At 68.1% G+C, this 21,823-nt stretch carries 19 protein-coding genes and 1 tRNA gene; 14 read left to right on the forward strand and 6 right to left on the reverse strand.

The features are described from left to right. From ACIRRA_RS23305 to ACIRRA_RS23315, 3 genes are all read right to left on the reverse strand, one after another. The gene (locus ACIRRA_RS23305) at nucleotides 1–1,641 is read right to left on the reverse strand and encodes a PH domain-containing protein (protein ID WP_402771601.1); all 1,641 of its coding nucleotides are present in this window, start codon (nucleotides 1,639–1,641) and stop codon (nucleotides 1–3) included. Next, a complete protein-coding gene (locus ACIRRA_RS23310; protein ID WP_402771604.1) occupies nucleotides 1,638–2,144 on the reverse strand; it encodes a PH domain-containing protein in 507 nt (168 codons plus the stop codon). Before ACIRRA_RS23310 ends, ACIRRA_RS23305 begins: the two co-directional genes overlap by 4 nt. A gap of 171 nt (nucleotides 2,145–2,315) precedes the next feature. Next, nucleotides 2,316–3,779 (reverse strand): hypothetical protein, encoded by a 1,464-nt coding sequence (locus ACIRRA_RS23315; protein ID WP_402771607.1) that lies wholly within the window; start codon nucleotides 3,777–3,779, stop codon nucleotides 2,316–2,318. A 173-nt stretch (nucleotides 3,780–3,952) separates the two neighbouring features. Between ACIRRA_RS23315 and ACIRRA_RS23320 the strand changes: the two genes are divergently transcribed. The 7 genes from ACIRRA_RS23320 (at nucleotide 3,953) to ACIRRA_RS23350 (ending at nucleotide 12,959) form a co-directional block, all read left to right on the forward strand. Continuing rightward, on the forward strand, nucleotides 3,953–6,628 hold the full coding sequence (locus ACIRRA_RS23320; protein ID WP_402771609.1) for a bifunctional FO biosynthesis protein CofGH: 2,676 nt from the start codon (nucleotides 3,953–3,955) through the stop codon (nucleotides 6,626–6,628). 249 nt (nucleotides 6,629–6,877) lie between these two features. Then, nucleotides 6,878–7,201 (forward strand): ferredoxin, encoded by a 324-nt coding sequence (gene fdxA, locus ACIRRA_RS23325; protein ID WP_040812194.1) that lies wholly within the window; start codon nucleotides 6,878–6,880, stop codon nucleotides 7,199–7,201. 9 nt (nucleotides 7,202–7,210) lie between these two features. Further along, nucleotides 7,211–8,317, forward strand: coding sequence for a succinyldiaminopimelate transaminase (gene dapC, locus ACIRRA_RS23330; RefSeq protein WP_356995846.1), 1,107 nt, complete (start codon nucleotides 7,211–7,213; stop codon nucleotides 8,315–8,317). A 69-nt stretch (nucleotides 8,318–8,386) separates the two neighbouring features. Next, nucleotides 8,387–8,460, forward strand: a tRNA-Asp gene (locus tag ACIRRA_RS23335). 323 nt (nucleotides 8,461–8,783) lie between these two features. Next, nucleotides 8,784–10,271, forward strand: a complete 1,488-nt coding sequence (locus tag ACIRRA_RS23340) for a GMC oxidoreductase (protein ID WP_402771613.1) — start codon at nucleotides 8,784–8,786, stop codon at nucleotides 10,269–10,271. 94 nt (nucleotides 10,272–10,365) lie between these two features. Beyond that, on the forward strand, nucleotides 10,366–12,003 hold the full coding sequence (gene pruA, locus ACIRRA_RS23345) for an L-glutamate gamma-semialdehyde dehydrogenase (RefSeq protein WP_402771616.1): 1,638 nt from the start codon (nucleotides 10,366–10,368) through the stop codon (nucleotides 12,001–12,003). Next, the gene (locus ACIRRA_RS23350) at nucleotides 12,000–12,959 is read left to right on the forward strand and encodes a proline dehydrogenase family protein (protein ID WP_402771618.1); all 960 of its coding nucleotides are present in this window, start codon (nucleotides 12,000–12,002) and stop codon (nucleotides 12,957–12,959) included. Before pruA ends, ACIRRA_RS23350 begins: the two co-directional genes overlap by 4 nt. 33 nt (nucleotides 12,960–12,992) lie before the next feature. Here ACIRRA_RS23350 and ACIRRA_RS23355 read toward each other — a convergent pair whose 3' ends face one another. Then, nucleotides 12,993–13,856, reverse strand: coding sequence for an oxygenase MpaB family protein (locus ACIRRA_RS23355; protein ID WP_402771621.1), 864 nt, complete (start codon nucleotides 13,854–13,856; stop codon nucleotides 12,993–12,995). A gap of 146 nt (nucleotides 13,857–14,002) precedes the next feature. Here ACIRRA_RS23355 and ACIRRA_RS23360 point away from each other — a divergent pair, with 146 nt between their 5' ends. Beyond that, a complete protein-coding gene (locus ACIRRA_RS23360; RefSeq protein ID WP_402771624.1) occupies nucleotides 14,003–14,635 on the forward strand; it encodes a TetR/AcrR family transcriptional regulator in 633 nt (210 codons plus the stop codon). 13 nt (nucleotides 14,636–14,648) lie between these two features. Here ACIRRA_RS23360 and ACIRRA_RS23365 read toward each other — a convergent pair whose 3' ends face one another. Then, a complete protein-coding gene (locus ACIRRA_RS23365) occupies nucleotides 14,649–15,512 on the reverse strand; it encodes an oxygenase MpaB family protein (protein ID WP_356995852.1) in 864 nt (287 codons plus the stop codon). A 132-nt stretch (nucleotides 15,513–15,644) separates the two neighbouring features. Here ACIRRA_RS23365 and ACIRRA_RS23370 point away from each other — a divergent pair, with 132 nt between their 5' ends. The 3 genes from ACIRRA_RS23370 to ACIRRA_RS23380 all read left to right on the forward strand — a co-directional run bounded on the left by ACIRRA_RS23370 (nucleotide 15,645) and on the right by ACIRRA_RS23380 (nucleotide 17,876). Beyond that, the gene (locus ACIRRA_RS23370; protein ID WP_402771963.1) at nucleotides 15,645–17,054 is read left to right on the forward strand and encodes an acyl-CoA synthetase; all 1,410 of its coding nucleotides are present in this window, start codon (nucleotides 15,645–15,647) and stop codon (nucleotides 17,052–17,054) included. Nucleotides 17,055–17,088: 34 nt separating this feature from the next. Further along, nucleotides 17,089–17,457, forward strand: coding sequence for a PPOX class F420-dependent oxidoreductase (locus ACIRRA_RS23375; protein ID WP_379379889.1), 369 nt, complete (start codon nucleotides 17,089–17,091; stop codon nucleotides 17,455–17,457). A 104-nt stretch (nucleotides 17,458–17,561) separates the two neighbouring features. After that, nucleotides 17,562–17,876: a hypothetical protein gene (locus ACIRRA_RS23380; RefSeq protein ID WP_402771628.1), complete on the forward strand. Its 315-nt coding sequence runs from the start codon at nucleotides 17,562–17,564 to the stop codon at nucleotides 17,874–17,876. 58 nt (nucleotides 17,877–17,934) lie between these two features. On the opposite strand, the gene dapD is transcribed toward ACIRRA_RS23380, so the two are convergent. Continuing rightward, a complete protein-coding gene (gene dapD, locus ACIRRA_RS23385) occupies nucleotides 17,935–18,897 on the reverse strand; it encodes a 2,3,4,5-tetrahydropyridine-2,6-dicarboxylate N-succinyltransferase (RefSeq protein WP_402771630.1) in 963 nt (320 codons plus the stop codon). Nucleotides 18,898–19,006: 109 nt separating this feature from the next. On the opposite strand from dapD, the gene dapE reads away from it, so the two are divergent. The 3 genes from dapE to ACIRRA_RS23400 all read left to right on the forward strand — a co-directional run bounded on the left by dapE (nucleotide 19,007) and on the right by ACIRRA_RS23400 (nucleotide 21,794). Beyond that, the gene (gene dapE / locus ACIRRA_RS23390) at nucleotides 19,007–20,110 is read left to right on the forward strand and encodes a succinyl-diaminopimelate desuccinylase (RefSeq protein WP_402771632.1); all 1,104 of its coding nucleotides are present in this window, start codon (nucleotides 19,007–19,009) and stop codon (nucleotides 20,108–20,110) included. 335 nt (nucleotides 20,111–20,445) lie between these two features. Next, nucleotides 20,446–21,249 (forward strand): TIGR00730 family Rossman fold protein, encoded by an 804-nt coding sequence (locus ACIRRA_RS23395; RefSeq protein WP_402771635.1) that lies wholly within the window; start codon nucleotides 20,446–20,448, stop codon nucleotides 21,247–21,249. Next, nucleotides 21,243–21,794: a TIGR00730 family Rossman fold protein gene (locus ACIRRA_RS23400; protein ID WP_402771637.1), complete on the forward strand. Its 552-nt coding sequence runs from the start codon at nucleotides 21,243–21,245 to the stop codon at nucleotides 21,792–21,794. The genes ACIRRA_RS23395 and ACIRRA_RS23400 overlap by 7 nt, the downstream gene beginning before the upstream one ends. Nucleotides 21,795–21,823 lie beyond the last annotated feature (29 nt).

Raw genomic sequence — 21,823 nt, forward strand, 5'->3', positions numbered from 1 at the left:
TCACCGCCCGGCGGGGATGCCCAGCTGTCCGGGGGAGACCGCGTCGATCAGGGACCACGCCTGGTCGATCGGCAGGTCGATGACGTGGTAGCGCTTCTTGCCCGCGGCGGAGGCGGCCACGACCGTGGCCACGCCCGCGCGACGCTGGAAGAGGGTCTGGCGGACCGTCCAGCCGATGACACCGGGGGCCTCCAGGCAGTCGCGGTCGCGGTCCAGGCAGCCGCTGCGGGTGATGAGCCAGGCCGGTTTGCCGTCGGTGGCGGGGAGCACGGCGTGGCCGAGGCCGCGGTAGCGGTCCCAGGCGAGGGCGGCGCCTATGGGGGTGGCGATGGCGAGCGCGATCCACATCCAGAGCGGGATGTGGCCGCCCGCAAGGGAAATGACGAGCAGCACCGCCGCGATGGCCGCGAGCGGACCCAGGGTGCGGGTGTAGCGGCGGCGGTGGGCGGCCGGACCGTGGGGGACCAGCGGCACGGTCACCAGTGGGGGTACCGGCAGGGTGGCCCCGGCCGGAACGGCGGAGGTGCCCAGCAGATGGGCGAGGGTGCGGTGCACGGCGGCGCGGGGAGCCTGCGGCAGGATCTTCTGCCGCGGGCTGGTGCCGGTCATGATGGCTTCGAGTTCGGCGGCTCCGGCCAGGCGCAGCAGCAGGGGCTCGTTGACGGTCGCGCCGCGCAGGCGGGCCAGGTCGAGGGTCGTCTGGCGGGTGGTGAACAGCCCGTGTCGCACGGTCAGGGTCTTGCCGTCGTCCAGCACGTTCAGGCCGAACCAGGTCATGAGGTAGCGCGCGCAGGCGGCGAGGCTGACCACCACGACGAGGATCACGACGAGCAGCGCGATCACGCCCGCGATGACGGTCACGCCGCGGTGCCCGACATCCTGGACCGTGCCGGATCTCAGGAAGAGCTGGGCGAACCCGTACTGGAAGGCCAGACCGACGACCGGCGTGATAATTGCGAAGCCGGTCAACGAGAGTGGCGCGTACCGCACCCAATCCGGTTGCCAGTGCGCGATTTCCACGACCGGGAGGCCGGGTGCCGCGTCCGGTGTCTCGCCTTCGGTCGTAACCGACCGGGCATCAACGGATTCCGTGCCCGCCCGGGTATGCGCCAGCAGCGCGAGCCGCAGTTCCGGCACCAGCTTCGCATCCAGTGAGTCCAGTTTGAACTGTTCCCGCTTCTCCGCGTGCTGCCCGGTGCCGATGGACAGCACCGCCAGTCCGAGTGCCCGATGCAGCAGGTCGGCCTGCACGTCGACCGATCGGACCCGGTTGCGCGGCACCGAAAGTCGTTTGCGCCGGATCAGTCCGGTGCGCAGCTCCACATTGTCGGGGGTGATGCGATAGGTGGTGGTGAACCAGCGGGTGAGCGCGAAGCCGACGATGATCGCCACCACGGCCAGGCTCCACCCGGGATTGTCCCTGCTCGCGCCGGCCACCAGCGTGGCGATCAGCACCGGGATGAAGCGGATGAGCTCGGTGACCGGATGGACCAGCAGCATGCGCTTGTCGAGCCGCTGCCAGTTCTCGGTGTCCGGACCGAGGGGCGTCCCCGTCCCCGGTGCCGCGGTGATCGGTGAAAGTGCTTCCGTCGGATAGGAATCCGGGAACATGTCCGGATCCGGGGGTGGCGGCTGGGTCATGTGGCGTCCCCCCGGTGTTGTGCGGCGATGGCGGTGAGCTGGGCGACGGTGTCGCGCGCGTCGGCCAGGGCGAGCGCGCTGATGTGCACGGCCCCGGCCGAGGAGGCGGTGGTGACGGTGACGGTGGCCAGTCCGAGCAGCCGTTCCAGCGGTCCGCGGTAGGTGTCCACGGTCTGCACGCGGGTGATGGGCGCGACCCGGCTCTCCTGGGTGAACCAGCCGGTGCGGGTGTAGACAGCCTCGTCGGTGATCTCCCACCGGTGCACGGCGTACCGCCACAGCGGGATGGCCACGATGCTGAATATCGCTGCCAGCAGCATGATTCCGAACACCAGTGCCTGCGGGCCGCGCCGGTGCGCGTCGAACAGCGCCCAGGCCCCCACTCCGAGGATCGGCACCACCCACGACAGCGCGGCGCTCAGCGCCCACAGCAGTTTGGCGCGTGGGCTGGGACGCCGCGACGGGTCGGCCAGGATGCCGCCGGGAGCGATGGGCTGGGACATGCTGGCACAGTACCGCCTCCTCGAAATATCAGCGGGCGGCTGAAAGCCGTTCACCACTGGTAGCCCGTGCCGGCGGTGGGGTGCCGAAACAATTCTGGGCGTACCCGGCGAGTTACCCTCGCCTCACGAGATCAGTTGTCACGACCGCACATTGCATGTGCCGTTTGTCGGCTAGTGCGGCGTTATCCGGAACAGTCCGGTGGTGGTGCCCTGGTACTGGATTCGCCCGGGCGCGATGGTGCCGACCATCTGGAGGGTGTCGTCCACCGTGGTCGCGCCGACGAACTGCTCGGTGTCGACCTTGCCGGTATCGGCGTCGATCACCGCGAAGCTGTAGTTGTCGGTCACCCCCGCGCTGCCGCTGCCGAGGCCACTGCTGCCGCTGCTGCTGCCACTGCCGAGCAGGGAGTGCCGGGTGAAGGTGTAGATCTTGCCGTCCGCCACCGACAGTCGCGGCACCGCCGAGGAGGGCACGGTGTTGGTCCAGACCACGGTGCAGCCGGAGCCGGTGACGTCGATGCGGGTCATGCCGCCCGAAATCGGTGCGCTCGCGGGCTGACTGGTCCCGGCGTTGGGCGGCAGCGCCGGGTAGGGGTAGCCGTAGGTGCTGGCCACGAACACGCTGTTGCCCGATCCGATGGGCGAGTTCTCGGTGCCGTCGATGGCGGGCACCGAGCAGATCTGGTGCCCGGTGGCGGTGTCGTAGACCAGCAGGTTCTCCTTGGGCACCGCATTGTCGGTGATGGTCAGGTATTCGGTGCCGTCGCCGGGCCCGAAGAAGGTCGGGGTGGCGCCGGTGCCCCAGCTCAGCTGGCCGGGCTTGCGGGCCGGCCCGCGGTCGTAGGCTTGGCGCCACGCGATCTGAGGGTTGCCGCTGCCATCGACGGTCAGCAGGTACAGGGCGTGGTCGGTGGCCACGGCCATGCCCTGGGGTGCGATGGCGATGCTGTTGGCGACGATCTCGCCGGGGGCGAGGACGATCGAGTGGGCGGTGCCGTCGGTGCCGACGTATCCGGCGGCGGCGTTGTCGGTGGCGAACCACACCCGGCCCTGGTAGTCGGGGGAGACGGAGTCGACCGAGTCGCAGGTGCCGCCGCCGCAGTGTCCGGTAACCGCTTGTGTCACATCGGTTTTCGAGGCGATCGACAGTGACCAGGAGCCGTCGGAGCCGCGTTGGTGCCCGATGCGCAGCAGGTTGCCCGACCCGTCGACGGTGACCATCTGGTCGTGGTTGTCGAGGTAGGCGTAGACCCCGCCGAGCAGGCTGCCCTTGGTGAGGTCGAGGTGCGCGAGGGTGTTGCCGTTGTTCGGGTCCAGCAGCAGCACTTCCGGCGCGCGATCGGTGATCTTCGTGCACAGCGCCTGCGGGAACCCGTCGGCCCCTTGCAGGATGGTCGGGCAGGCGGCGCCTTCCTCGTGGAAGTCGGCGTTGACGCCGCCGGTGCCGACGCCGGGCAGTGGCGTGGTGTCGGAGGCTTCCGAGTCACCGTGCATTGTCGCGGTGCCCACCGGTCCCAGGTACGGATTGGCGGGCGGCACCGGTCCGAATGCGGAGGCGGTGCTGGTGGCGATGGCCAGCAGGGCGGTGGCGCCCAGGGCGGCGACGACAGTGGCGCGGCGGATTTTCGCGAGCACGAAGGTCTCTCCCTCTTCTTCTGCGAAGTGGACGCCCGCGAGGCTATTTCATCGGAACTGAAATTTGAATAGATGAACTCGAGGATACGAATAATCAAGTCGGAATACCGGACGTGGGCGCCAGGTTGGCTCGTTCTAGGGCACCCGAGTCGGAACAGCCGGATGGATGGCGCATGATCGAGACCGTGACGGATCTACCGAACCCGAGCCTGCCGCCGAGGCCCACCAGCAGTTCGGCTACGCCCACGGGTTCCGCCATACGCAATGGTTCCGCTGTGTCCACCGATACTGCCGTGCCCACCGATTCCGCGATGCGCCGCGCGCTGCGCCGGGCCCGGGACGGTGCGACCCTCAATCTCGACGAGGCCGTGGTGCTGCTGCACGCGCGCGGCGCCGATCTGGAAGATCTGTGCGCGTCGGCCGCGCGGGTGCGCGATGCCGGTCTGCGGGAGTCCGGCTACGCGGGTGAGGTGCTGCCGATCACCTACTCCCGCAAGGTGTTCATCCCCATCACGCATCTGTGTCGCGACCGCTGCCACTACTGCACCTTCGTCACCGTGCCCGGCAAGCTGCGCGCGCAGGGCAAGGGCATGTACATGGAGCCGGACGAGATTCTCGAGGTCGCCCGGCAGGGTGCCGAACTCGGTTGCAAGGAAGCGCTTTTCACCCTGGGTGACCGCCCGGAGGAGCGCTGGCCCGAGGCGCGGCAATGGCTCGACGAGCGCGGCTACGACTCCACCCTGGATTACGTGCGCGCCATGGCGATTCGCGTGCTGGAGGAGACCGGCCTGCTGCCGCATCTGAATCCGGGCGTGATGAGCTGGGAGGAGCTGTCGCGGCTCAAGCCGGTGTCGCCGTCCATGGGCATGATGCTGGAGACCACCTCGACGCGGCTGTTCACCGAACCCGGTCAGGCACACTACGGTTCGCCCGACAAGGACCCGGCGGTGCGGCTGCGCGCGCTGACCGACGCCGGACGCCTGTCGGTGCCGTTCACCACCGGCATCCTGGTGGGCATCGGCGAGACCGTGGTCGAGCGCGCCGAGTCCATTCTCGCGATCCGCAAGGTGCACAAGGCTTTCGGGCATGTGCAGGAAGTCATCGTGCAGAACTTCCTGGCCAAGCGGAACACCGCCATGCGCCACAGTCCGGATACCGGGCTGGAGGAGTTCCGTGCCGCCATCGCCGTGACCCGGCTGCTGATGGGGCCGAAGATGCGCATCCAGGCGCCGCCGAATCTGGTGTCGCTGGAGGAATGCCGGGCGCTGCTGGCGGCGGGCATCGACGACTGGGGCGGGGTTTCGCCGCTCACCCCCGATCATGTGAATCCGGAACGGCCGTGGCCGAATCTGGAGACCCTCGCGCAGATCACCGCCGACTGCGGCTACGTCCTCACCGAGCGCATCACCGCTCACCCGAAGTACGTGCTGGCGGGCCATCCGTGGATCGATCCGCGGATTTCCGAACATGTTGCGGCACTGATGGATCCGAAGACCGGCCTGGCCGCCGACGTGAAGCCGTCCGGCCTGCCCTGGCAGGAGCCCGACCAGGATTGGGAATCGGTCGGCCGCATCGATCTGCACACCGCCATCGACGCCGAGGGCCGCCTGACCGAATCCCGCAGTGACGCAGGTATTGCCAATGATTCGCTGGGGGCGTTCGGTGACTGGGAGAGCATCCGTGAGCAGGTGCTCGAGCTGGCCGGTTCCGCCCCGGAGCGTGTCGACGCCGACGTGATGGCCGCCCTGCGCGCCGCCGAGAAGGACCCCGCGGGCCTGTCCGACGATCAGTACCTGGCCCTGGCCACCGCCGACGGCCCTGCCCTGGAGGCCGTGACCTCGCTGGCCGACCAGCTGCGCCGCGACGCCGTGGGCGACGAGGTCACCTATATCGTCAACCGGAACATCAACTTCACCAATATCTGCTACACCGGCTGCCGCTTCTGTGCGTTCGCGCAGCGCAAGGGCGATGCCGACGCCTTCAGCCTGAGCCCGGCCGAGGTCGCCGACCGCGCCTGGGAGGCCTGGGTCGAGGGCGCGACCGAGATCTGCATGCAGGGCGGCATCGATCCCGAGCTGCCGGTCACGGGCTACGCGGACCTGGTGCGCGCCATCAAGGCTCGGGTCCCCGGGATGCACGTGCACGCGTTCAGCCCGATGGAGATCGTCAATGGCGCGTCCCGCGGTGGGCAGTCGGTGCACGACTGGCTGTCGGCGTTGAAAGAGGCCGGGCTGGACAGCATTCCGGGCACCGCCGCCGAGATCCTGGACGACGAGGTGCGCTGGGTGCTGACCAAGGGCAAGCTGCCGGCCTCGGCGTGGGTGGATGTCGTCACCACCGCGCACCGGCTGGGCCTGCGCTCCAGCTCGACCATGATGTACGGCCACGTGGACAATCCGAAGCACTGGGTGGGCCACCTGCGCGTTCTGCGCGGAATCCAGGACGAGACCGGTGGTTTCACCGAATTCGTGCTGCTGCCGTTCGTGCACCAGAGCGCCCCGCTCTACCTCGCGGGTGCCTCCCGGCCCGGCCCGACCGTGCGCGAGAATCGCGCCGCGCATGCCCTGGCGCGGATCATGCTGCACGGCCGGATCGAGAATATTCAGACCAGCTGGGTCAAACTTGGTATCACCGGAACCCGGCTCATGTTGAACGGCGGCGCCAACGACCTCGGCGGCACGCTGATGGAGGAAACCATCTCCCGCATGGCCGGTTCCGAACATGGATCGGCCAAGACGGTCGGGGAACTGACGGAGATCGCGTCGGGTATCGGCCGCCCGGTCCGGCAGCGCACCACCACCTACGGTGTGCCACGGACCCGCCTCTCCGTGACTTTGGCGGACGGCTGAGAGCCGCTCACCGTTGGCAACCCGTGCCAGCGGCCGAGAGCCGAACCGATTTCGGGGGTATCCGCCGAGGTACCCCTGGCACAGCGAGATCAGTTGTCGCGTTTCCGATCGCTGCACCGCGGGTACGAACCCACCCGGAGTGCGGCGGTCGGAAGTTAGGGCAGGCTGTGCAGTAGTAATGTTGGCTGGCCGGGATAGGGTTTCGCCGGCGGAGTATCCCGCATGTGAGGACAGACTAGGAGAGCGGCAGTGCCGTACATCATCGCTGAACCGTGCGTTGACGTGAAGGACAAGGCGTGCATCGAGGAATGCCCCGTGGACTGCATCTACGAGGGCGGACGCATGCTGTACATCCAACCGGACGAGTGCGTGGACTGTGGTGCATGTGAACCGGTCTGTCCGGTGGAAGCCATCTTCTACGAAGACGACACCCCGGATCAGTGGGCCGGTTACGTCAACGCCAATGTCGACTTCTTCGACGACCTGGGTTCGCCGGGTGGCGCCACCAAGGTCGGCAAGGTCGACTACGACCCGCCGTTCATCGCCGCGCTGCCGCCGATGGCCAGCGAGTAGGACGAGCATTTGACCGCGCGTGGCCGGGTCAGCGCTCTGCTACCCGATTTCCCCTGGGACACCATCGCTTCCGTGAAGGCGAAGGCGGCGTCGCATCCGGACGGCATCGTCGACCTCTCGGTCGGCACGCCGGTCGATCCGGTGGATCCGCTGATCCGCACGGCACTCTCGTCGGTGGCGGAGGTGCCGGGCTACCCGACCACGCACGGCACGCCCGAATTGCGCGAAGCCGTTGTCGCGGCGCTGAAGCGGCGATTCGGGATCACGGGGGTGGACCCGGCGGCGGTGCTGCCGGCCATCGGCACCAAGGAGCTCATCGCCGGGCTGCCGCGGCTGCTCGGCCTGGGATCGCAGGATCTGGTCGTCATCCCCGAGGTCGCCTACCCGACCTACGAGGTGGGCGCGCTGCTCGCCGGGACCCGCTATGTGCGCGCCGACGGCACGACGCAGCTGGGCCCGGAGCGGCCCGCGCTGATCTTCCTCAACTCGCCGTCGAATCCGACCGGCAAGGTGCTGGGCGTCGATCATCTGCGCAAGGTGGTGCAGTTCGCCCGCGAGCGCGGGGCCATCGTCGCCTCCGACGAGTGCTACCTGGGGCTGGCCTGGGAGGGCCGCGCGGTGTCGATCCTCGACCCCGAGGTCAGCGACGGCGACCACACCGGCCTGCTCGCCATCCACTCGCTGTCCAAGACTTCGAATCTGGCCAGTTACCGGGCCGGTTTCGTGACCGGTGACCCGGCGCTCGTGGCGGAGTTGCTGGAGGTGCGCAAGCACTCCGGCATGATGCTGCCCTTCCCGATCCAGGCGGCCATGACCGCGGCCCTCGGCGATGACGCGCACGAGGTTCAGCAAAAGGACCGCTACCGGGCGCGGCGGGTCGTGCTGCGAGATGCCTTGCAGCGCGCGGGATTCCGGATCGACGACTCCGAGGCGGGTCTGTATCTCTGGTCGACGCGCGGTGAGGAATGCCGCACGACCCTGGATTGGCTGGCCGAGCGCGGCATCCTGGCGGCACCCGGCGAGTTCTACGGCCCGCGCGGCAATCAGCATGTGCGCATTGCCCTTACCGCGACGGACGAACGAATCACCGCGGCCGCTGATCGTCTGACCAGCTGATTTCCCGTTACCACCGGGCCCGTGATAGCGTCTACGACGTTGCAAGGCCCGGTGGCCGAGCGATTGCAAGGCCCTGTGGCGCAGTTGGTTAGCGCGCCGCCCTGTCACGGCGGAGGTCGCGGGTTCGAGTCCCGTCAGGGTCGCATATTTTTTCTTCGACTCTCGAAGTTCCTTCCCGGCGCTCTCGCCACCCCTCGCAGCACTCTCTGCTGACCACGCATTTTCTCAAAAAGTGATACACGTTCACTTCACAACCTCTATAACAGGTTCTCATCGCAACTCGATGAGGAGTCTTTCAGTGCGTGGTCTGTCTTATGAAACCCCCGGCAAGAGTGTCTATGGCAGCAATGTCAGCCGACGCGGGTTCCTAGCTGCAACAGGTGTCATTCTGGGGGCGGCTGCGCTACTACCGAAGGCGCCTCTGGCTCGAGCTCTACCCACGGGATCGATCAATGACGGTGACACGATGCCGATTCTGGTCATCGGCACCGGCTACGGCGGTGCGGTCGCCGCGTTGCGGCTCGCGCAGGCCGGGCAGAACGTGATCATGGTCGAGAAGGGCATGTCCTGGACCCAGCCCGGGTCCGACGGCAAGGTCTTCTGCAACATGCTGAATCCGGACGGCCGGTCCTTCTGGCTGCGTACCGAGACCGACCAGCCGATCAACCACTTCATGGGCGCGCCCTACAACAAGTCCATCTCCAGCTACACCGGCGTGCTGGATTCCGAGCAGTTCAGCGGCATCCGGATCTACCAGGGCCGCGGCGTGGGCGGCGGCTCGCTGGTCAACGGCGGTATGGCGGTGACGCCCAAGCAGGAGAACTTCGCCAGCATCCTGCCGTCGGTGGACGCCGGCTCGATGTACAGCACCTACTACCCGCGCGCCAATGCCGGGCTGAAGGTGAACAACATCGACCAGACCTGGTTCCAGGGCGCGGACTGCTATCAGTTCGCGCGGGTCGGCATCAAGCAGGCGCAGCGGTCCGGGTTCGCGTATACCTTCGTGCCCAACGTCTACGACTTCAACTACATGAAGCAGGAGCAGGCCAGCACCGCCCCGCGGTCGGCGCTCAACGCCGAGGTCATCTACGGCAACAACTACGGCAAGAACTCGCTGGACAAGACCTATCTGGCGGCGGCGTCGGGCACCGGCAAGGTGACCATCGTGCCGCAGCACGTGGTCACCACGGTGGCGCCGGCCAATGGCGGCGGCTACTCGGTGTCGATGAACCAGATCGACACCAGCGGCAATACCGTGAAGGCGAAAACCGTTACGGCGCAGAAGGTCTTCTTCGCGGCGGGCAGTGTCGGCACCAGCAAGCTGCTGGTTACCCAGAAGGCCACCGGCAAGCTGGGTAATCTGCCGGACTCGATCGGCGCCGGCTGGGGCAACAACGGCAATGTCATGGTGGCCCGGCAGAACCAGGCCTGGGACGCCACCGGCAGCCTCCAGTCCTGCATCCCCTGCGTCGGCATCGACAACTGGGCCGACAGCGGCGGACCGGCCTTCGCGGAGGTGTCGCCGTTCCCGGCCGGCATCGAGACCTTCGCCAGCCTGTACCTGGCCATCACCAAGAACCCGAACCGCGGCACCTTCTCCTACAACTCGGGAACCGGTGGCGTGGACCTGAACTGGCAGACCGCCTGGAACCAGCCCAGTATCGATTGCGCCAAGCGCATCTTCGACAAGATCAACAGTACGGAAGCCACCATCTACCGGACCGACCTGTTCGGTGAATACAAGACCTGGGGCGACGATTTCGCCTACCACCCGCTCGGCGGCTGCGTGCTGAACGTGTCCACCGACAACTACGGGAGGCTCACCCAGTATCCGGGGCTGTACGTCATCGACGGCTCCCTGATTCCGGGCCTCACCACCGTCAACCCCTTCGTCACGATCACCGCGCTGGCGGAACGCAATATCGAGACGATCATTTCGCAGGACTTCCACTGAGGAAGCGGCCCCGCTGACGGAGAAATTCCGTCGGCGGGGCCGGCCGGGGTGTGTTCGTTCCGGTCGGGCAGCGGCGATCGCGTTAGCCTTGGATATGGACGCTGTCACGGTTGTCCCTGCTCCCGGCAATGAACCGGTGCACACCTACGCCCCCGGCAGCCGCGAACGCGAGCTGCTGGCCGGCAGGCTCGCCGCTCTCGCCGCCGACCCCGTGAATGTGCCGCTCGTCATCGGCGGCAAGCATCAGCCCGGCGGCGGCGAGCGGCACACCATCGTGATGCCGCACCGGCGCCGCCACGCACTCGGGACCTACACCCACACCACCCACGACGAAGCACGCACGGCCATCGCGGCGGCGACGGCCGCCGCGCCCGGCTGGCAGGCCGTGCCCTTCGAGGAACGGGCCGCCATTCTGCTGCGGGCCGCCGACCTGCTGGCCGGGCCCTGGCGCGAGACCATGGCCGCCGCCACCATGCTCGGCCAGTCGAAAACGGTGCAGCAGGCCGAAATCGACGCGCCCTGCGAGCTGGTGGACTTCTGGCGCTTCAATGTCGCCTTCGCCCGGCAGATTCTCGCGGCCCAGCCGGAATCGGCGGCGGGCGTGTGGAATCGGATGGACTACCGGCCCCTGGAGGGCTTCGTCTACGCCATCACGCCGTTCAACTTCACCGCCATCGCCGGGAACCTGCCCACCGCGCCCGCGCTCATGGGCAATACCGTCGTCTGGAAACCTTCACCGACACAGACACTTTCGGCCTACTACACCATGAAGCTGCTGGAGGAGGCCGGGCTGCCGCCCGGCGTCATCAATATGGTGACCGGTGACGGGGTTCAGCTCTCGGAGGTGGCGCTGGCCGACCCGCGGCTGGCGGGCATCCACTTCACCGGTTCCACCCGCACCTTCCAGTACCTCTGGCAGAGCGTCGGCTCGAATATCGGCCGCTACCACGGGTATCCGCGGCTGGTGGGGGAGACCGGCGGGAAGGACTTCATCCTCGCCCACCCGTCCGCCGACCCGGATGCGCTGCGCACGGCCATGATTCGCGGCGCCTACGAGTATCAGGGGCAGAAGTGCTCGGCCGTCTCGCGCGCCTACGTCGCCAGGTCGGTGTGGCAGCGGATGGGGCAGGATTTCCTGTCCGAGGTGGAGTCGCTGACCTACGGCGATGTCTCCGATCTGTCGAATTTCGGTGGGGCCGTGATCGACAACCGTGCCTACGACAAGTGCGTGGCCGCCATCGAGAAGGCGAAGGACCGGGGGCTCATGGTCCCCGCGGGCGGTGGCTACGACGACAGCGAGGGCTGGTTCGTCCGGCCGACCGTGCTGCTCGGCGATGACCCGGGCGACGATGCCTTCGCCACCGAGTACTTCGGGCCGATTCTGTCGGTGTACGTCTACGACGACAGCGCCCCCGACTCGTTCGCCGAGATTCTCGAAGTGGTGGACGGGACCTCGCCCTACGCCCTCACCGGCGCGATCTTCGCCCGCGACCGCCAGGCCGTCGAATCCGCCTCGGACGCACTGCGATTCGCCGCGGGAAACTTCTACATCAATGACAAGCCCACCGGCGCGGTGGTGGGGCAGCAGCCCTTCGGCGGGGCCCGTGCCTCCGGCACCGACGACAAGGCGGGCTCCTACCTCAACCTGCTGCGCTGGGTCGCGCCCCGCACGCTCAAGGAGACCTTCGTTCCACCGACCGACTACCGCTACCCCCACATGGAGACGCGATGAACCCACTGCGGCCCGCGATTCTGGCCGCGGCCGGATCGTCGCGGATGAAGGACGCCATCACCCGGGTGCCGGTCACCGCCGCGGTGGTCCGGCGGTTCGTGGCCGGGGAAACCCGGGCCGAGCTGGTGCCGGTGGCGCGTGAGCTGCTGGCGAGCGGCCGCGCGGTGAGCGTCGACTTCCTCGGCGAGTACACCACCGACCATGCGCAGGCCGATGCCGCGGTGGCGGAATATCTTTCGCTCATCGACGACCTGGCCGAGGCCGACCAGACAGTGCCCGGCGCGCACACCTACATCCCCCGGGTCGAGGTCTCGGTCAAACTGTCGGCGCTCGGCCAATCGCTGGGTCAGGACGGTCCGGCCATCGCCGCGGAGAACCTGCACAAGCTGTGCGCCAAGGCCGTCGAGCGCCACGTCTGGGTGACCGTCGACGCCGAGGATCACACCACCACCGCCCGCACCCTGGAGGCGGTCCGCCAGGCCCGCGCCGAATTCCCCTGGCTCGCCGTCGCTTTGCAGACCTACCTGCGTCAGGCCGAGGACCGCGCCCGCGACCTGGCCGCCGACGGCACCCGGGTCCGCCTCTGCAAGGGCGCGTACCAGGAACCGGTGACCGTCGCCTACCAGCGCCGCGCCGAGGTAGACGCCTCCTACCTGCGCTGCCTCGACGTCCTCTTTCGCGGCGCGTGGTACCCCATGATCGCCTCCCACGACCCGGCCATGATCGACGCCGCCCTCACCTTCGCCACCGAAAACCACCGCAACCCAGGCGATTTCGAGTTCCAGATGCTCTACGGCATCCGAGACGCCGAACAGCGCCGCCTCGCCGCGGACGGCCACTCCTTGCGCGTCTACGTCCCCTACGGCACCCAGTGGTACGGCTATCTCATGCGCCGCCTCGCCGAACGCCCCGCAAACCTCGCCTTCTTCTTCCGGGCCCTGACCGACCGCGCCTGAGAATCGCGGTCGCGGGTTGTTCCGAGAGTTGGTTCAGACCAGCGGGCGGCCGAGGCGGCGGCGGAGGCGCATGTCGGCGAGGTAGAAGTTGTAGGGGAACAGGCGGATCGGGGTGGGCATGCGGGTCCAGATCGCGGAGATCAAGCGGAGGAAGCCGGCGAAGATGCGTTCGTCGCGGGCGGCCCAGGTCATGGCCATCTCCTCGCGCAGGTGCGGGGGGAGCAGGGCGGTGACGATGAAGCGGTGCAGGCCGCCCAGGGTGATCTGCAGGGGCCAGGGGAGCATCTTCAGATCGGTGAGGTCGTTGAAGTACTTGCGGGTGGGGCCGTCGATCGACTTGGTCGCGAGGTTCTCCTCCCAGTACACGTAGAACTCGTCGCGGCTGGCGGGCCACATCTCGGGACGCATCTGCAGGGTGGTGCCCAGCCGCGCGCAGTACTGGTAGAAGGCTTCCGCCAGTTCGGGATTCATGGGGCCGCGCATGCGGTGGTAGAGGTCGTCGACACCCCAGTAGAGGCAGGCCGCCACCCACAGCTGGAGCTTGGGGTCGAAGGCGTTGTACTTGACCGCGCTACCGGGCTTGGAATGGACGCTGCGGTGCGAGCGGTTCACGGCCTCGCGGTAGTCGCGGCGGTCGTCCTCGTTCCCGAGCAGCGCGACCGACAGGTAGGTGAGGGTGGTGCGCAGCCGCTTGATCGGGTGCAGTGTCACCTTGCCACTGTCGACGTCGCTCTCCATGACGCCGTACGCGACCGGTTTCAGCGACAGCTGCATGACGACATTGGCCGCGCCGCCGAGGAAGGCCGTGACGCCGTCGATGTGCTCTCGCACGGATTCCGGGGTCATCGGCTCGTGGGCCGGCGGGAACTCGTCGAACTTGCGCAGGGGGGCGGTCATCGTTGACTCGGCTCCTCGTCGTCACTCCTCGCCCTGAGGAGAGTGTGAGAAATTTGTCCACTCACCTTCTCATCGTGGGGGTGGCCATGTCAATGTGCGAAGATTAGTGCCTCACCGTTTCTTTGCGACCGGAAAGGGTCCGGACCATGGCCAAACTGGCCGAACTGCTACCGCTCGTCCGCGGGTCCGGCCCCGAGGATCACAACCAGGCCAAGGTCCTCGACGCCGCGCTCATGGCCTTCCTGGACTTCGGCATCAAACGCACCAGCATGGTGGAGGTCGCCCGTCGCGGCGGGCTCTCACTGGCCACCCTCTACCGTCGCTTCGCGGGCAAGAACGACCTCATCCAGGCCGTCGGCCTGCGGCAGGCCCGCCAGCTCGTCGAGGACGTCGACGCCGCGGTGCGGGTTCCGATCGAACGCGACGCCAGCGCCGAGGAGCAGATCACCGTCCTGTTCATCGCGTTCATCGAGGGCCTGCGCGGCAATCAGCTGCTGGGCCGCCTGCTCAAGACCGAACCCGAGGTCGTGCTGCCCTATCTGACCGTGCAGGGCGCGCCGGTCATCGAGCTCGGCCGCGATTACCTCGCCGAGTTCATCGCCCGCCTGCAGGCGGAAGACAAACTGCCGCAATATGATCCGCTGCCGCTGGCCGAGATGATCGCCCGCGCGGCGCTGTCGCTCGCACTGACGCCGCAGACGGTCATCCCGCTCGACGATCCCGTCGCGCTGCGGCAGTTCGCTCGCGACCACATCATCCCCGGATTCCGGATCCTCTGACCCGCACCGGGATTCACACCAGCCGCAGGCCCAGCCTGCGGCGCAGGCGCATATCCAGCAGATACGCGTTGAGCGGGAAGGCGCGGATCGGGGCGGGGACCACCGACTCGGCCGCGCCGGCCACCCGCAGGATCCGGGCCAGCGCCCGGTCCTGGCGCGGGGTCCAGGTCATGCCCATCTCGTCCCGAAGATGTTGCGGCAGCAGCCCGGTCACGAAGAACCGGTGTGTGCCGCCGAAGGCCAGCTGGAACGGGCGCGGCAGCATCTTCAGGTCGATGAGGTCCTCGAAGTACGCCTTGATCTTGGGGTCGATGCGTGTCGCGGCGAGGTTCTCGGCCCAATACCGGTCGAAGGCGCCGCGATCCGCGGGCCACATCTCCGGCCGCACCTGCAGCGTGGTGCCCATGCGCGCGGCGTGCAGGTAGAAGGCGTCGGCGTCGTAGTCGTCCATCGGGCCGTGCATGCGCTCGTAGAGGTCGCGCGCGCCCCAGTACAGGCAGGCCGCCACCCAGAGCTGGAGTTCGGGGTCGAAGGCGTTGTACTTCACCGTGCTGCCGGGCCGGGAGCGAACATACTTGTGCACGGAGTCGACGGCTTCCCGGTACGCCGCCCGATCCGCCTCGTTGCCCAGTAGCGCGACGGCCAGGTAGGTGAGGGTGGTGCGCAGCCGCTTGATCGGGTGGACCATGACGTTCCCGGATTCCACCGGGCTCTCCACCACGCCGTATCCGACCGGGCGGTTGGAGAGCTGCATGATGACATTCGCCGCCGCGCCGAAGAATCCGGCCGCGCCGTCGAGATATCGCCGGAGATCGATCTCGGGGGCGGCGGCCTCGGCGGCGTGATTGTCGAATGGGTCGTGCAGCGGCCTGGTCATCGTCGACCACATCCTCGGTTGAGAAGGTTATATAGAAACTTTCTTACCCACTCGGTCGTCTGTCAACCGGCTCGATGGCTTCGCAAGCGATTCGTTGCCGAGCGGCTCCGGTAGCGTGGGCCCGTGTCGCCGCTGTTGCTGAGCTCGCTGAACCCGGCCGCCATCGCCGCCGGAGCCGATATCCCGGATGCCGTCACCATCGACGGGGAGACGTTGTCGCGCAGTGATCTGCTCGGCGCGGCCACCTCCGTCGCCGAACGTGTCGCCCAGGCGCGCCGGGTGGCCGTGCTGGCCGAACCGACCGTCACCACCGTGCTCGCCGTGGTGGGCTGCCTGATCGCCGGGGTGACCGTGGTGCCGGTGCCGCCGGACTCCGGCAGTGCGGAACTGGCGCACATCCTGCGGGATTCGGGTGCGCAGGCCTGGCTGGGCAAGGCTCCCGAGGGCTCCGACCTGCCGGTTATCCCGGTGCGCAAGCACGCGCGGTCCTGGCATCGATACGCCGAACCCGGCGGGAAGGCAACGGCTTTCATCCTCTACACCTCCGGCACCACCGGTGCGCCCAAGGGTGTGATGCTCAGCCGTGACGCCATCGCGGCGGGTCTGGACGCGCTGATCGAGGCGTGGGGCTGGACATCGAAAGATGTTCTGGTGCACGGTCTTCCGCTGTTCCACGTGCACGGTCTGATTCTCGGCGTGCTGGGCCCGCTGCGGGTCGGCAGCCCGGTCGTTCACACCGGCAAGCCCACCCCGAGGGCGTACGCCGACGCGCACGGCACCATGTACTTCGGCGTGCCCACCGTGTGGTCGCGGATCACCGAAGATCCCGACGCCGCACGGGAATTGGCGAAGGCGCGGATCCTGATCTCCGGCAGCGCGCCGCTGCCCGTGCCGGTGTTCGAGCGGCTCGCCGAGCTCACCGGGCACGCCCCGATCGAGCGCTACGGCATGAGCGAAACCATGATCACCCTCTCCACCCGGCCCGACGGGGAACGCCGTCCGGGCTGGGTCGGTACCCCGGTCGCGGGCGTCGAGACCCGGCTGCGCGACGAGGCGGGCGACCCGGTGCCGCACGACGGGGAGAGCGTCGGCGGACTCCAGGTGCGCGGCCCCATGCTCTTCGACGGCTATCTGAACAAGCCCGAGGTCACCGCCGAGAACTTCACTGCCGACGGCTGGTTCCGGACCGGCGATGTGGCGGTCATCGACGCCGAGGGCTTCCACCGCATCGTGGGCCGGGAATCGGTGGACCTCATCAAGTCCGGCGGCTACCGCATCGGCGCGGGCGAGATCGAGACCGCGCTGCTGGGGCATCCGGCGGTGGCCGAGACCGCGGTCGTCGGCATCCCGGACGACGATCTGGGGCAGCGGATCGTCGCCTATGTCGTGCTTCGCGCCGGGGCGGGCGCGGCGATCGCCGACGAGCTCATCGCCCATGTAGCGGGCGAACTTTCGGCGCACAAGCGGCCGCGCGAGGTGCGCGTGGTGGACGGCCTGCCTCGCAATGCCATGGGCAAGGTCCAGAAGAAACTGCTGTCTTGACCTCGAGTGCACTCGAGGTCCTACCGTGATCGGTATGACCGCATCTCTGTCGCCCGCCCAGATCGAGTACCTGAACAGTCAGCGACTGGGGCGGCTGGCCACCATCCGCCCCGACGGCTCACCGCAGAACAACCCGGTGGGCTTCCGCTACAACGCGGCCCTGGGCACCATCGACATCGGCGGACGCGATCTTGGCGCGAGCCAGAAGTTCCGCAATCTGCTGAAGGAGGAGCGCGTCGCCTTCGTGGTCGACGACGTCCCGTCCGTGGACCCCTGGACGGTGCGGTGCCTCGAAATCCGTGGCACCGCACAGGCGTTGCGGGACGTGGAGCCGTGGTACCCCGGCCTGTCCCCGGAGCTGATCCGCATCACCCCCGAACGGGTAATCGCCTTCGGTCTCTGACACCGGAGTTCCGGTGCCGGAGGTTTCGGGGTCTCGCCGGGGCCGCGAGCGAACATCTAGCTTACGTGAAGCGAAATAGTCACGTTCTCAAGGAGATTCGCCCGATGCACACCTCTCTGCGCACCACCGTGGCGGCCGCCGCCGTCTTCGCCGGCCTGCTCGCTCCCGCCGCGGCGGCCACCGCCGATGCGCTGCCCCTCACCCCCGTGCAGCAGCCTGCCGAGCAGATCGCCAGCCCCACCAGCACCGGCTCGGTGAACACCGGGCCCACCGGCACCGGATCCTTCGACCTGTCGCCCACCGGCTCGTCGAACCTGATCAAGGCGTTCCAGACCGGCTCGGGCCAGTGCAACACCGGCGGCATCCCGTTCCCCGTCATGGACGGCTCGGCGGCGCCCTGGTGCGGCCTCTACCACTGAGCGCGAAATGACGAAAACCCCTGCGGCGGAAGCCGGCAGGGGTTTTCGCGTATCTGATTCAGTCGTTGGCGTGCAGCGCCGCGTTCAGCTCGATGCCGGTGCCCTTGCGCGGCCGGACCTCGACCGCGCCGGTCAGCGAGTTGCGGATGAACAGCAGGTTCGACTTGCCCGACAGCTCACCGGCCTTCACGACCGTGCCGTCCGGCAGCGCGACCTTGGTGCCGGCGGTGATGTACAGGCCCGCCTCCACCACGCAGTCGTCGCCGAGCGAGATGCCCAGGCCCGAGTTCGCGCCCAGCAGGCAGCGCTCACCGAGCGAGATGACCTGCTTGCCGCCGCCGGACAGGGTGCCCATGATGGACGCGCCGCCGCCGACGTCGGAGCCGTCGCCGACCACCACACCGGCCGAGATCCGGCCCTCCACCATGGAATTGCCGAGCGTGCCGGCATTGAAGTTGACGAAGCCCTCGTGCATGACCGTGGTGCCCGAGGCCAGGTGCGCGCCCAGGCGCACCCGGTCGGCATCGGCGATGCGCACCCCCGACGGCAGCACATAGTCGACCAGGCGCGGGAACTTGTCCACGCCGTACACGGTGACCGGGCCGCGGGCGAGCAGCTTCAGCCGGGTCAGCTCGAATTCCTCATTGGAGCAGGGGCCGTGATTGGTCCACACGACATTGGCCAGCAGGCCGAAGATGCCGTCCAGGTTCGCGCCGTGCGGGCGGACCAGCCGGTGCGAGAGCAGGTGCAGACGCAGGTAGGCGTCGTGCGTGTCGATCGGCGCGGCGGCCAGATCGGCGATGACGGTGCGCACCGCGACGATCTCCACGCGGCGTGCCTCGTCCGAGCCGACCGACGCGGCGAATTTCGCGAATTCGGGATCCGAGGCATCGAGCCGGACGGTGCCGACCTCGTCGGCGGAGAAGGTCCCGAGGCTGGGATACGGGTACCAGGTGTCCAGGACTGTGCCGTTGACGGTGATGGTGGCTAGGCCGACTGCAGATGCTCCCTGTGTACTCACGTCCCCCTACGTTACCGGGCTGTGAATTCATACCGCATGCGGTGCCGATTTGTGCCAACGCAGCGGCCGTGCGAAGAACGGAGGTTATTCCTCCTTTATGGTGGATCGAGTGACCATCGATCTGAGTGCCGACCCCATTTCACTCACCGCCGCGCTAGTGGACATTCCGAGCGTGTCGAAGAACGAGAAGGTCATCGCCGACATCGTCGAAACGGCGCTGCACGAACAGACCACCGGATTCGAAATCCTGCGGCACGGCAATACTGTGCTGGCGCGCACCAATCGCGGGCTGCCCACACGGGTCATTCTCGCCGGACATCTGGACACCGTGCCCATCGCCGACAATGTCCCCGGCCATTTCGAGACCACCGCGGACGGCGAACGGCAGCTGTGGGGATGCGGCAGTGTCGATATGAAGTCCGGCGACGCGGTCTTCCTGCACCTGGCCGCCACCGTGGCCGAGCCGCTGCACGACCTGACCCTGATCTTCTACGACTGTGAGGAGATCGCGGCCGAGTTCAACGGCCTGGGCCGCATCGAACGCGAACTGCCCGAGTGGCTCGCGGGTGATCTGGCCATCCTCGGCGAGCCCTCCGGCGGCTGGATCGAGGCGGGCTGCCAGGGCACCCTGCGGGTGCGCCTGACCACCTCCGGCGTGCGTGCGCACACCGCGCGAGCCTGGCTGGGGGACAACGCCATTCACCGTCTCGCCCCGATCCTGGAGCGGCTGGCCGGCTACCGGGCGCGCGAGGTCGAGATCGACGGCTGCACCTACCGTGAGGGCTTGTCCGCGGTTCGCGTCGAGGGCGGCGTGGCCGGCAATGTGGTGCCGGACGTGGCCACCGTGGACGTGAACTTCCGCTTCGCCCCCGACCGCACCCTGGACCAGGCCACCGAGCACGTGCGCGAGGTATTCGCCGGTCTGGAACTGGATTTCGAGCGCACCGACGGCGCGCCCGGCGCCCTGCCCGGCCTGTCCAATCCGGCAGCCAAGGACCTCATCGAGATCGTGCACGCGCACGGCAGCGGCGGCGTCCGCGCCAAGTACGGCTGGACCGATGTCTCGCGGTTCGCCGCCCGCGGCATCCCGGCTGTCAATTTCGGCCCGGGCGATCCGAACCTGGCCCACAAGCGCGACGAGCACCTGCCCGTCGACCAGATCGCGCAGGTGACGGCGATGCTGCGCAGTTACCTCACCGGTGCCAAAGGCTGACAGAACCAGCAGGTAGAAACCTCGGAGGTTCGCGGCGCGTCTCGGTTCTGGAGCGACTGGAGCGGGGGAGCGGAGCGGCGGAGCGGAGGGAGTGAAGAATCGGGACTTCCAGCGCCGCGAACCCCGCTCGTGTCGATGCTGCGCAGTTATCTCACCGGTGCCAAAGGCTGACAGAACCAGCAGGTAGAAACCTCGGAGGTTCGTGGCGCGTCTCGGTTCTGGAGGGACTGGAGCGGGGGAGCGGAGCGGCGGAGCGGAGGGAGTGAAGAATCGGGACTTCCAGCGCCGCGAACCCCGCCCGTAGCGAAGCGGAGGGCAAATTAGATACTGCCTGCATGTCTGCTGACGCCGAGTACGAGGGTGTGCGTTCGCCTAAGACGCCACGATTCCGCGGGCCGATCATGCTGCGGCGGGATCGCAAGAAGGGGATAGGCACCACCGATCAGCATCTGCTGGACGAGCGCGGGCCGACCGACTGGGTGCACACCGACCCCTGGCGCGTACTGCGCATCCAGGCCGAATTCGTCGAGGGTTTCGGCGCTTTGGCGGAGGCGCCGGCCGCGGTGGCGGTCTTCGGCTCCGCCCGCACCCCCGCCGAGTCGGCCGAATACCAGGCCGGCATGGCCATCGGAAGTGCCTTGGCCCGAGCCGGTTTCGCGGTCATCACCGGCGGCGGACCCGGCGCCATGGAGGCGGCCAACCGGGGCGCGTCGGAGGCGGGCGGATACTCCATCGGCCTCGGCATCGAGCTGCCCTTCGAGCAGCACCTCAACGAGTGGGTCGACCTCGGCATCAACTTCCGGTACTTCTTCGCGCGCAAGACGATGTTCGTGAAGTACGCCCAGGCCTTCGTCTGCCTGCCCGGTGGTTTCGGCACTCTCGACGAACTGTTCGAGGCGCTGACCCTGGTGCAGACCCGCAAGATCACCCGCTTCCCGATCATCCTGTTCGGCACCGAATACTGGGCGGGACTGATGGATTGGATGCGCGAATCGCTGCTCGGCTCGGCCAAGGTCGCCCCGGGCGATCTCGGGCTCCTGCACGTCACCGACAGCGTGGACGAGGTGGTGCGGATCGTGGTGGAGGCCACGCAAGCGCGCCGCGAGCTGGACGAGGCGGGGGCGGAGGATCAGTGGTGAGCACCGCCTACGCGGTCTGCGTGTACTGCTCTGCCAGCGTGGACGATCCGGTGGCGCTCGACCTGGCCACCCGGGTGGGCGACGAGATCGGCCGTCGCGGTTGGCAATTGGTGTCCGGCGGCGGCAACGTGTCCATGATGGGCGCGGTCGCGCAGGCGGCGCGGGCCGCCGGGGCCCGGACCGTCGGGGTGATCCCCAAGAAGCTGGTGCACCGCGAGGTCGCCGACACCGACGCCGACGAGTTGATCGTCACCGACACCATGCGCGAGCGCAAACAGGTCATGGACGACCGCGCCGACGCCTTCCTGACCCTGCCCGGCGGCATCGGCACGCTCGAGGAACTCTTCGAGACCTGGACCGGGGCCTACCTGGGCGTGCACGCCAAGCCGGTGGTGGTGCTCGATCCGCAGGACCACTACGGCGGCCTGTTCGAGTGGGTCGAGGAGCTGCGGCTGCGCGGGTACGCGGGCCGCGAAGCGGTCGATCGGGTGCTGGTGACCAAGGACTTCGACTCCGCTTTCGAGGCGCTGCGTCCCGGCCGTTGAGAACCATCTGGTTTCACTCGACAAGGTCG

Origin of the sequence: Nocardia sp. NPDC101769, from assembly GCF_044766925.1 — a bacterium.
Taxonomy (GTDB): domain Bacteria; phylum Actinomycetota; class Actinomycetes; order Mycobacteriales; family Mycobacteriaceae; genus Nocardia.

Excerpts from the sequence above, each read along its gene's own strand:
- ACIRRA_RS23305 (WP_402771601.1), bottom strand. The coding sequence starts at position 1,641 with ATGACCCAGCCGCCACCCCCGGATCCGGACATGTTCCCGGATTCCTAT.
- ACIRRA_RS23310 (WP_402771604.1), bottom strand. The coding sequence starts at position 2,144 with ATGTCCCAGCCCATCGCTCCCGGCGGCATCCTGGCCGACCCGTCGCGG.
- ACIRRA_RS23320 (WP_402771609.1), top strand. The coding sequence starts at position 3,953 with ATGATCGAGACCGTGACGGATCTACCGAACCCGAGCCTGCCGCCGAGG.
- ACIRRA_RS23340 (WP_402771613.1), top strand. The coding sequence starts at position 8,784 with ATGCCGATTCTGGTCATCGGCACCGGCTACGGCGGTGCGGTCGCCGCG.
- pruA (WP_402771616.1), top strand. The coding sequence starts at position 10,366 with ATGGACGCTGTCACGGTTGTCCCTGCTCCCGGCAATGAACCGGTGCAC.
- ACIRRA_RS23350 (WP_402771618.1), top strand. The coding sequence starts at position 12,000 with ATGAACCCACTGCGGCCCGCGATTCTGGCCGCGGCCGGATCGTCGCGG.
- ACIRRA_RS23355 (WP_402771621.1), bottom strand. The coding sequence starts at position 13,856 with ATGACCGCCCCCCTGCGCAAGTTCGACGAGTTCCCGCCGGCCCACGAG.
- ACIRRA_RS23360 (WP_402771624.1), top strand. The coding sequence starts at position 14,003 with ATGGCCAAACTGGCCGAACTGCTACCGCTCGTCCGCGGGTCCGGCCCC.
- ACIRRA_RS23365 (WP_356995852.1), bottom strand. The coding sequence starts at position 15,512 with ATGACCAGGCCGCTGCACGACCCATTCGACAATCACGCCGCCGAGGCC.
- ACIRRA_RS23375 (WP_379379889.1), top strand. The coding sequence starts at position 17,089 with ATGACCGCATCTCTGTCGCCCGCCCAGATCGAGTACCTGAACAGTCAG.
- ACIRRA_RS23380 (WP_402771628.1), top strand. The coding sequence starts at position 17,562 with ATGCACACCTCTCTGCGCACCACCGTGGCGGCCGCCGCCGTCTTCGCC.
- ACIRRA_RS23395 (WP_402771635.1), top strand. The coding sequence starts at position 20,446 with ATGTCTGCTGACGCCGAGTACGAGGGTGTGCGTTCGCCTAAGACGCCA.